This window comes from Bacteroidia bacterium, assembly GCA_020852255.1.
In the GTDB taxonomy this organism is placed as follows: domain Bacteria; phylum Bacteroidota; class Bacteroidia; order JADZBD01; family JADZBD01; genus JADZBD01.
Genome location: JADZBD010000008.1, coordinates 56,724 through 67,045, shown reverse-complemented (window position 1 = coordinate 67,045; position 10,322 = coordinate 56,724). Strand labels below are relative to the sequence as shown.

General features: G+C 44.3%; 9 protein-coding genes. 5 read left to right on the top strand and 4 right to left on the bottom strand.

What is annotated here, in order from left to right; genetic code table 11:
• Nucleotides 1-265 precede the first annotated feature (265 nt).
• Together IT233_05835 and IT233_05830 are read left to right on the top strand one after the other, a co-directional pair.
• A complete protein-coding gene (locus tag IT233_05835) occupies nucleotides 266-1,147 on the top strand; it encodes a hypothetical protein (protein MCC7302144.1) in 882 nt (293 codons plus the stop codon).
• A 152-nt stretch (nucleotides 1,148-1,299) separates the two neighbouring features.
• Nucleotides 1,300-2,277, top strand: coding sequence for a YitT family protein (locus IT233_05830; GenBank protein MCC7302143.1), 978 nt, complete (start codon nucleotides 1,300-1,302; stop codon nucleotides 2,275-2,277).
• Nucleotides 2,278-2,445: 168 nt separating this feature from the next.
• Here IT233_05830 and istB read toward each other — a convergent pair whose 3' ends face one another.
• Together istB and istA are read right to left on the bottom strand one after the other, a co-directional pair.
• Nucleotides 2,446-3,207, bottom strand: a complete 762-nt coding sequence (istB, locus tag IT233_05825; GenBank protein ID MCC7302142.1) for an IS21-like element helper ATPase IstB — start codon at nucleotides 3,205-3,207, stop codon at nucleotides 2,446-2,448.
• A gap of 32 nt (nucleotides 3,208-3,239) precedes the next feature.
• Nucleotides 3,240-4,784, bottom strand: a complete 1,545-nt coding sequence (istA, locus tag IT233_05820; GenBank protein ID MCC7302141.1) for an IS21 family transposase — start codon at nucleotides 4,782-4,784, stop codon at nucleotides 3,240-3,242.
• 184 nt (nucleotides 4,785-4,968) lie between these two features.
• On the opposite strand from istA, the gene IT233_05815 reads away from it, so the two are divergent.
• From IT233_05815 to IT233_05805, 3 genes are all read left to right on the top strand, one after another.
• Entirely contained in the window at nucleotides 4,969-5,865 is an 897-nt protein-coding gene (locus tag IT233_05815) for a DegT/DnrJ/EryC1/StrS family aminotransferase (GenBank protein ID MCC7302140.1), read from the top strand.
• A gap of 84 nt (nucleotides 5,866-5,949) precedes the next feature.
• Nucleotides 5,950-8,019, top strand: a complete 2,070-nt coding sequence (locus IT233_05810; protein ID MCC7302139.1) for an SBBP repeat-containing protein — start codon at nucleotides 5,950-5,952, stop codon at nucleotides 8,017-8,019.
• A 165-nt stretch (nucleotides 8,020-8,184) separates the two neighbouring features.
• Nucleotides 8,185-8,913 (top strand): hypothetical protein, encoded by a 729-nt coding sequence (locus IT233_05805; protein ID MCC7302138.1) that lies wholly within the window; start codon nucleotides 8,185-8,187, stop codon nucleotides 8,911-8,913.
• Nucleotides 8,914-8,965: 52 nt separating this feature from the next.
• On the opposite strand, the gene IT233_05800 is transcribed toward IT233_05805, so the two are convergent.
• Entirely contained in the window at nucleotides 8,966-9,463 is a 498-nt protein-coding gene (locus tag IT233_05800; GenBank protein ID MCC7302137.1) for a dihydrofolate reductase, read from the bottom strand.
• Nucleotides 9,460-10,254 carry a thymidylate synthase gene (locus tag IT233_05795; protein MCC7302136.1) on the bottom strand — a complete coding sequence of 265 codons (795 nt, stop codon included), beginning with the start codon at nucleotides 10,252-10,254 and terminating at the stop codon, nucleotides 9,460-9,462. Before IT233_05795 ends, IT233_05800 begins: the two co-directional genes overlap by 4 nt.
• Nucleotides 10,255-10,322 lie beyond the last annotated feature (68 nt).

Here is a 10,322-nt window from a genome sequence, read left to right as displayed (position 1 = left end):
ACTTTGCCCTTTTCTTTCGGGGGTTGACTCGTTTCCGTTTCTTGACATCGTCTATCATCTCTGTCAGAGTTTTGTTACCATCTCAAAGAACTTTATCTTTATACCCTGTGGTAACGCAGGACACACAACGCCTACTAACAGCACCTACTGGCAAGCGGGCGGACGTCGGAATAAAAAGTTTAGTATCTTTATAAAACCTTTTGTCGGTATAGACAGTTGAAGCTTCGAAAGCCCGCCTGCCAGTAGCTGCAAAACGTTAGTGGTTATGTTAAAGACGACATTATACATATTGACTTTAGTGGTTCTGTTAGGAACTGGCTGCCAACCAACGCAAGACAAGGGGGCGACAGAAAATAAATCTGTTGACACCACTGTTACAGAAAAGACCAAATCTACCGCTCTTGACGGTTACTGGATTTTAACTGACTACATCGACAGCATTTTCAAAGACAAAGCAATTGGTAAGCACCGACTTTATTATATTTCTTGGAGTGCTATGTCGCTAAATATTCAAAAAGACAGTTTGTTTTCAACTGGACTACTTTTTATAAAAAAGAAAATCAAAATAAATCCCGACAGCGACACGCTTGGTTCAATAGAGGATTTCGGCACATTCGTGTTCCATTACAACCAAGAAACGGACAGGATTGAAGCGGCTGACATTTTACCCGAGAAAAATAATAAATTCAAAGACAAAAAATATATTTACAGACGAGTGACTGAACAACGCCTCTTGGACATCCTTGACAAGAAAGATGCTTTTAAAATCAAGAACGGATTTTATCAACTTTTCATAGACAGTTTAATTGCAGGTGAATATAAATCAGCGACCAATGGACAAAAAATGACATTGACAACTGATGGTTTAATGACTGGTTTCAAAAAATATAATAAGTATCACATTCACGACTACTTCGGAACATCACATCCCTTTCAAAATTATGACGTAATCTGCTTTGAAGACACGACAGTTGCTGCACCTGGCAACGCACCTCCTCCAAAGACACAAATATGTTATTACAATTGGATTTTTTCAGGCGACACTTTAACCTTGACAGAAATGATGACAGAAACTTATGGTGGTGATAATTATGTTCTCGGCAAACAGACATATAAATTTATCAAAACAAAAAAACACAACCACTAACAGCGGTTTGGCGTTATGCGGGCGTTCAAGTAAAATGGAGTGCGGGTTTCCAAATAAGCATTTGTCTTGCCGACAAATCCTTCTCCGAAAACCCGCACATCGCAAACTTGCGGAACGTTACCTGCAAGCGTAAAGACAATGACACAACGACTATGAACCCATTTTGGACACAAATAATTATTCAAACGACACTTAGACACAAGAAAAATAAATCGGGTGACAAAGCCCGTTATTCTGACTACCAACTTGCAAAGAATTATCGAGAATTTATTATCACAACTAAACGCCATATTAAGGACTTTTTCCTAATTACTATTGGTATTTTTTCTGCATCTTTTGGTTTTAAAGGCTTCTTGCTGACAAATAATTTTATTGACGGAGGTGCAACAGGTATTTCATTATTGATTTCCGCTTTGACAAAATTCCCTCTTCCTATTTTGATTGTTTGTGTAAACATCCCATTTATATTTCTTGCATACAAAATTCTTGGTAAACCCTTCGCGATAAAAACGGCTCTTGCAATTTCAGGACTTGCACTTTGTCTTGCTACAGTCAGTTTTCCAGATGTTACGAAAGACAATTTGTTGGTGGCAGTTTTTGGTGGCTTTTTTCTTGGTGCTGGTATCGGGCTTTCAGTTAGAGGCGGAGCAGTAATTGACGGGACAGAAGTTCTTGCCATTTTTTTAAGTCGCAAACTCGGGACAACTATTGGCGACATCATTATCGCAATTAATGTTGTAATTTTTTCTGCGGCTGTATATTTTCTTTCAGTTGAAATAGCTCTTTATTCAATGATTACATATTTAGCTGCATCAAAGACACTTGATTTTATTATTGAAGGAATTGAAGAATATATAGGTGTTACCATTATTTCATCACACAATGACAAAATCAGACAAATGATTATTGACAATATGGGACGGGGTGTAACTATATATAACGGCAAACGCGGTTTTGGTAAAAAGGGAGAAGCGAAAGAAATGGACATTGTTTACACTGTGGTAACCAGACTTGAGTTAAATAAATTAAATACTGAAATAGAAAAAATTGACCCCAACGCTTTTGTTGTGATGAGTAGCATAAAGGACACAAAGGGAGGAATGATTAAAAAAAGACCTTTAAGACATTGACACAAAACGAATGACACGAACGCCAGCAGGTAACACGGGTTTTGCGTCAGGCGGGCAGACTGGAGATTCCGCGTAAACTGACCCCACCTTTCCGCGGGATATTGACCCCTCAATTTGAGGTACCCTTTTTGAGTTGATCGATGCTGATTTATTCAAGACCAGGCTAAATTAGTTTTTTAGTTCATTCAGGTCAATAGATTCCTCTGTTTTGGGTTGCCTTTTTCTTCTTAGCGACTCTCCCTTCATTTCAATGCGGTGGGCATCATGAACGATTCGGTCAAGGATCGCATCAGCGATGGTCTGCTCCCCGATGATCTCATGCCAGAGACTCACAGGGACCTGGGAGGTGAAGATGGTAGAGGATTTTCCGTGCCGGTCCTCAATGATCTCCATCAGGGTGGATCTTCCCTGTGCATCAAGGGGTTGGATACCAAAGTCGTCAATGAGCAGTAAATGCTGCTTTTCAATTTTAGCCAGTTCCTTCAGGTATGAGCCATCCGCTTTGGCGATCTTCATTCGAGCAAACAATTTTGTGCTGTGCGTATATAATACCCGGTACCCTAAAGAACACGCCTGGTGACCCAGGGCGGAGGCTACGAAGCTTTTCCCGATGCCTGTGCTTCCTGTGAGAATGATGTTCTCCTTGCTCTTGATAAAATCGCAGCTAGCGAGCCGGAGCAACTGATTTCTGTCCAGCCGGTTATCCTCAAAGGATATCTGTTCCACGCTCGCCTTGTACCGGAAGCGTGCGTATTTGAGCGAGCGGTCCATTTTCCGGTTGTAGCGCTCATCCCACTCGGCATCAATAAGGTGGGCAACCATCTCATCGGGAGTGAACTTCTCATTCCTTCCGCTCTCCAGCGTAAGTTGAAAGGCACGTGACATTCCTGTCAGACGCATTTGTCTCATTTTTTCTAAGATTGGATTCATGTAGTTTTGGTTTTTGATGTTTGACATATAATTCATTGATAATAATCTCCTCCCCGGATATTCTCGTGGGCTGGCATGTGTGTGGGCTGGGGTTCGTCCTCGTAGCGGTCAAAGTTTTTCTGAAGAATGTCCTCTATCGTTTTATAGTTATAGTAGCCAATCTCATGGGCGCGCTTGCAGGCCTTTATCAGCCGGTCATTGCCCACACGCCGGGCAAAGGATAAGATTCCCTGGCAGGATTTATACGCCTGCTGGGGATGAACCTTTTTAGCCAGCACCTGGCTGATGTAGTATTCCACGGATGGGTCAATGGCACGGGCCTTTTCCATGAAAAACTCCGGGCTCCAATCGGTTACATAGCGGTGCTGCGGAGGCATGTGTTCCGCAACGGTGGTGTAGTTATGGGGGCTTTTGATCCTCTTATGGGAGACGATCAACCGGTATTGCTCGTAGAGTTCCACCACGGAGCGCGAGTACTGAAGCTTTAGTTTTTTCCCGATCAGCTCGTAGGGTACGCTGTAGTAATGCTGATCCTCCGTGAGATATATATGCCCGTTCTTCATCACGGTGACTTGTTTGATCTTTCGCATCTCATAGCGTTTCTCCGGTAAGGGCTGCAGCGTAGGAAGCTCCAGCATCCATTGATCCCGGCGGGAGCACTGTTTGCCTGTAAGGGGCACATCGTTGAGTGCGCAGCTCAGGTGCCTGCGTATCTCCGCGTTGAGCGCCTCCAGGGTCAGGATCTCCTTCTCCGGCAGGCTGGCGTAAATGCGCTGATAGGCGATCTTGACCATGTTCTCCACATGGGCCTTATCCTGAGGTTTCCGGACACGTGCCGGTAAAATGGCTATGCCGTAATGAGCGCAGAACGCTTTAAAGTTTTCATTAAGTGTGGGCTCATAGTTGTTGGCCTTGAACACGGCCGACTTCAAATTGTCAGGGACAATGGCCAGCGGAACGCCCTTAAAATACCAGAAGCTGTTCTCACAGCCGGCTATGAAGTCATCGATCACCTGACTTGGTAAGGCTTCTACATAAGCGTACTGGCTCCAGCCCAGTATCCCCACAAAGACCTGTGCCTGCTTTATTTCTCCTGTATCGGCCTCCACATAAGGCAGCGTGGCCCCGGCATAATCCACATACATCATATCGCCTACCTTATGCTCAATATGCATCACCGGGTAGACTTTCTTCTTCCATTTGCCGTAGTACCGGTAAAAGGCGGTTTCCTTCAGTCCTGAAGGGTAGCGCTCTTTGAATACAAGATATTGCCGGGCCACGGTCATGCCGCGTCTACGAAGACGCTTCTCCATCTCAGGAAAGAAATCAAACACCTGCTTTATTCGCTCATCCACTACCGACTGCCGGGGGGGATGAACCAACTGATTGAGTTCATGGTCACTCAGCTGCATAAGCTCATCCCAGGGTCTTTGCAGCTTCTCTACTACTCCGATGTATTGTTTTACCGTGTTCTTGGATACGCCAAGCCGGTGGCCTATGCGCTTTTTGCCTATTCCCCTGGAATAAAGCTTCATGATTTGTCGTACGATGCTCATACTGATTGGTTTATTAGCCATTTTTCCTAGATTTGCTGTGAAGTTGTTACAACACAGCCAATCCGGAGCAGGTCCGCTAAATCAGCATGATCAGATCAAAAACAGGGGGGGGTCAGTTTGCCGCGCAGAAGTGGGGTCAATTTGCTCCGGATTAGAGGGGTCAGTTTGCCCCGGAATCAGGGGGTCAGTTTAAGCGGAATTTCCAATACAAGCACTATATTGGAACAATCTCAGGCCGGTATTTGTTGACATCGACAAATCATCTCTGAATATCAATATCTCATCGGTGGAAAAAGCCATTAGCTCTGAGACATGTGCTGTTCTTCCGGTGCATATGTTCGGTAATCCGTGTAACGTAAGAGAAATTGATAAACTTGCAAATAAGTACAAGCTAAAAGTTATTTATGACGCTGCGCATTGCTTTGGTGTTAAAATAAATGGCCAATCCGTATTGAATTATGGCGACCTATCTGTACTGAGCTTTCACGCAACCAAAGTTTTTAACACGATAGAAGGAGGAGCAGTTATCAGCCATGATAAAAAAACAAAAGAACTCCTGGATGTACTGGCAAATTCGGGAATAGATAAAAATTCCTGTATAACCGAGTATGGATTAAATGCTAAGATGAATGAGTTTCAGGCTGCATTCGGATTAGCTTCTTTGAGCCTTGTTGATAATGCAATAGAAAACAGAAAAAAGGCAACTCTACTTTATCGTGAATTATTAAAAAACATAAGAGGTATACATACAATAGAAATATCAGAAAATACAACTTATAATTACATTTATTTTCCAATAATAATTGACCCAATCACTTTTGGAGCAACAGTATCAGAAATTCAGAATTATTTAGCATCGCATCAGGTTTTTGCAAAAAGGTATTTTCATCCATTAATCAGCGACAGTAATTTATATAAAGACTGCAAAAAATATGACCTTTCTGATTGTAAATATATATCTGAAAATATTTTATGTTTGCCTCTTTCACACAAATTGACTGCGAGTGAAATAGAATACATTGTTGACTTATTTATTAAGTTTAAGAACCATCGAACAATAAAGACCCGCAACAACAAGAGTACATTAAATGCCTTCCCCTGATTTCTTTGTACATTTGAACACACCCACCAAAATCGGTCCGCAGCCTCTTAAGAATAAGCCCTACTTAATCATAACATAAAAACGATGACAATAAAGGTTCTGATTTCATCCATACTTATTACCTCTGCAACCGCCATTAAAGCTCAGAGCTTCGAATGGGCGGTACATGTGGGAGGCTCTTCTGCTGATTATGGAAATCATATTACCGTAGATGCATCCCGGAACGCCTATGTAACAGGCTATTTCAATGGAACAGGTGATTTTGATCCGGGCCCAGGTGTGTATAACTTAACCTCGAACGGAGGAAGCGATTCCTACATCTGCAAACTTGATCCTTACGGCAATCTCATCTGGGCCCGGCAACTGGGTGGCGCTTTAAACGAGTATTCCGATTTTATCACAGTGGGCAATGACGGATCCGTTTATACAACAGGCAATTTTTCCGGTACCGCTGATTTTGATCCCGGCATGGGGGTGTATAATCTTGCTGCTGCCGGCGGACAGGACATCTATATCAGCAAACTTGATGCATCGGGTAATTTTATATGGGCGAAAAGCGCAGGAAATACCGGAACCGACCTTGGTACTGCTATTGCGCTTGATACATATGGTAACGTTTACGCAACCGGAAAATTCACCGGTACTGTTGACTTTGACCCCGGCACCGGAGTTTACAACCTGGCAGCGTCAGGACTGGAAGATATTTTTGTTTTAAAACTCGATGCATCCGGAAATTTTGGATGGGCAAAAAAAATGGGAGGTACTTCTTCAGAAGTAGCGATGTCAATTACCATCGATGCTTTTGGAAATGTAATCACCACCGGATATTTTAGGGGAACTGCTGATTTTGATCCGGGTTCAGGAACGGCCAACCTGAGTTCATTCCTTGCCGGTTCTGATGATGTATTTGTCAGCAGGCTTGACTCTACCGGTGCATTCAGATGGGCGTGCAAGGCCGGCAATAATGCGAATGACAGGGCGTATTCAGTGAGAACAGACAATCGGGGAAATGTATATTCAACCGGTTATTTTCAGGGAATCGTTGATTTTGACCCGGGTTCCGGCACCACTACCCTCTCCTCTTCGTCAGGCGGTGAAGATGTGTATATCTGGAAACTTGATAGTGCAGGGGCGCTGAGTTGGGCCCTGAAAATCGGAGGTATCAATGTTGATGCCGGCCGTGGTATTACTATTGATGACAGCGGGTATGTTTATACCACGGGGCATTTCAACGGAGTTGCTGATTTTGATCCCGGCTCAGGCACTTATAACGTTGCATCCACTATATTCAATTCAAGCTATACAGATGATGCATTTATCAGTAAACTTGACAGTTCAGGAAATTTTGTGTGGGCCAAAAAACTCGGCGGCATTTATGCTGATTATGGCCGAGCTGTGGCGGTAGACACTTTATTTGGCGTTTATACCGCAGGTTATTTCGTAGGTACGGTAGATTTTGATCCTGATATGGGAGTGTTTAACATCGCTTCGTATGGAAACCAGGATGCATTTGTTCAGAAGATGAGACAATGCTCAGCCACGTATTCAAATATAGTGCTTTCTGCCTGCGACAGCCTCGTTTCTCCAAGCGGTCTCTATACATGGATGACCAGCGGACAATACATGGATACCTTATATAGTGTTACCGGATGCGACAGCATCATCACCGTTAACCTTACTATTAATTCGGCAGATGTTTCAGTCCTCAATAATGATCCCACATTAACTGCGAACGCGGTAGGGGCTTTATATCAATGGATTGACTGTAACAACGGATATGCAGTAATTACAGGTCAGACATTCCAGAACTTTACTCCCCCGGTAAACGGAAATTATGCAGTGATAGTAACGCAAAATAACTGCACTGACACCTCTCTGTGTTACGCAATTTTGACTACACACTACATAAAATATGATGAGGAAGGAAAATGCTCCGTATTTCCGAATCCCTCGGATGAAGGAATTAACATTAGAATACCAAAAGAGCTGATTGGTTCCATTTATTATATCTCAGATGTAAATGGTGAAACCTTACTGTCGGGCACACTTACCGGCGAAAACACTGCGCTGATGCTCCACAGCCTTTCGAACGGAACTTATTTAATAAGTATTGGTGATTATACAAAACTGTCATTTAGATTCATAAAGCAATAGTTCACTCTTATTTGGAGTGGTTTCAACTTTTAAATGAACCCGGGTAGCGAGAAAGCAGCAAGAATTACGAGCTATTCCACCTCACGAGGTTTTCCTGGACCGTATTGCCAATTTAAAACTCCTTACTTTGATTAATTTTAACGCTTCGGGTAGTTGCCCGGCTGAATGAGTCGCTCGAAAGAAAATAACGGCAAGACCAGCTTTATTTCCCGCCTGGGACTGTTTCTGATTGTGTGTTTCTCCCTTCTTATTATCCCCGGGGTGATCTTCTACGATCAGCTGGAGTTGGAATGGATGAGGGCTCTGCTGATGATTACAACCTCGGTATTTATACCGCTGGGCTTTGCCTTTCTCTTTATAAAGGCTGACTCTCCAAGGCTTAACAAGGTGAAGAGTCTTTACCGACTTATTTCTTTTGCCCTGCTCATAGCTGGTTTAATCATGAAGTATTTTCATCTTCCGGGTTCAAACATGGCGATAGTTATCGGTGGTCTATGGTATTGCTTTGCCTTTGGTCCTTTGGGTTTGATAGCTACCTACCGGAAATGGAAGCCCTTTGCCAACAGCTGGCATGACACTACCCTGCTTTCCATCGCTAATTTCTTAGGTGTCAACCTGTTGTTTCTCGGTGCTTTGTTCAAGTTTATGCATTGGCCGTACGCCATTCACATCCTGGTTCCCGGCGGATTATGCACCCTGATGAGCCTCTGGGGATGGAACCATAAGCTTAGCCGCGAAATCATTTTACGAAAAGAGGCGGAAGAAAAACTTCGTGAACGGAATAAAGAGGTGACAGACAGTATTCATTATGCACGGCGCATTCAGCTGAATCTCCTTCCCCAGGAGAGATATCTTGAAAAAGTTTTGAAACGACTAAAGAATCCGGGAAGTTAGTTCGATATAGATTGGGCGATACGCCCACCTTCAAAAAGACAGCCCGGCCCGATTACTGCAGCTCCCATACCTCAATTGTGAAAGCCATAACATGCTTTTCATCCGTGGGATGTGCCGTGGCGGAAATGCGACGGAAGCCGGGAACAGGAAACTCAAAATAGGTATCTCCGTCCGGACGCCCGTGAACACGGGTAAGGTAAACGCGGTTTGCCCGGCTCAGACACTGCCGGTACACTTCGCCACCGCCGATAATGAAACACTCCTCCTCGCCCCTGCCCGCAGCATATTCAATTGCCTCTTCAATAGAATGAAATACCTGTGCCCCGGGGGCAGTGTAAGTTTCACTTCTGCTGACCACCAGGTTAATGCGCCCCGGCAGTGGCCGGAATTTCTCCGGAATGCTCTCATAATTTCTCCGCCCTGTGATCACATGGTGACCCTGCGTTTTTTCCTTGAAAAATTTCATATCGTCCGGCAGGCGCCAGATCAAGCGGTTATCCTTCCCGATCACTCCATTCTCTGCCACCGCAACGATGATGCTGATTTTCATACCGCCACCTCGGCCTTGATATGCGGATGGGGATCGTAACCCTCGATTACGAAATCCTCGTAACGGAATGCAAAAATATCCTTCACCTCAGGATTCAGCCGGAGCACGGGAAGTGGCCGGAAATCACGGGAAAGCTGCAAGCGTGCCTGATCCAGATGATTCGAATACAGATGCGCGTCGCCCAGCGTATGAACGAAATCACCGGGCTTTAAATCACATACCTGTGCCACCATCATGGTTAGAAGTGCATAGGATGCTATGTTGAAAGGAACTCCCAGAAAAATATCCGCGCTTCGCTGGTATAACTGGCAGCTCAGCCTGCCATCCGCCACATAGAATTGAAAAAAAGCATGACAGGGGGGTAATTTCATTTTTCCGATCTCTCCAACATTCCAGGCCGAAACAATCAGGCGGCGGGAATCAGGAGTGGCTCTGATCATCCGGATTATGTCGGTGACCTGATCAATATGCCTGCCATCGGCGGCGGGCCACGATCGCCACTGTGAACCATATACCGGACCGAGATTGCCCTGCTCATCCGCCCATTCATCCCAGATACTGACCCCATTATCCTTCAGGTACTTAATATTCGTTTCACCCTTCAGGAACCAAAGAAGTTCATGAATAATAGAACGGGTATGCACTTTTTTGGTGGTCAGAAGCGGGAAACCTGCCGCCAGATCAAACCGCATCTGGTATCCGAAAACCGATAGCGTACCCGTTCCGGTACGGTCCGTTTTTTTTGTTCCGTGTTCCAGAACATGCTTCATGAGATCATGGTACTGTTTCACCCTGTATGCGAATTATAAGACCAAAATTAAGCGGAAGAAATGAGCCCGGAATAAAAAGTTATTAAGAC

What these genes read in the sequence shown, in the direction of transcription:
- IT233_05835 (MCC7302144.1), top strand. Translation starts at nt 266, where the DNA reads ATGTTAAAGACGACATTATACATATTGACTTTAGTGGTTCTGTTAGGA.
- IT233_05830 (MCC7302143.1), top strand. Translation starts at nt 1,300, where the DNA reads ATGAACCCATTTTGGACACAAATAATTATTCAAACGACACTTAGACAC.
- istB (MCC7302142.1), bottom strand. Translation starts at nt 3,207, where the DNA reads ATGAATCCAATCTTAGAAAAAATGAGACAAATGCGTCTGACAGGAATG.
- istA (MCC7302141.1), bottom strand. Translation starts at nt 4,784, where the DNA reads ATGGCTAATAAACCAATCAGTATGAGCATCGTACGACAAATCATGAAG.
- IT233_05810 (MCC7302139.1), top strand. Translation starts at nt 5,950, where the DNA reads ATGACAATAAAGGTTCTGATTTCATCCATACTTATTACCTCTGCAACC.
- IT233_05805 (MCC7302138.1), top strand. Translation starts at nt 8,185, where the DNA reads ATGAGTCGCTCGAAAGAAAATAACGGCAAGACCAGCTTTATTTCCCGC.
- IT233_05800 (MCC7302137.1), bottom strand. Translation starts at nt 9,463, where the DNA reads ATGAAAATCAGCATCATCGTTGCGGTGGCAGAGAATGGAGTGATCGGG.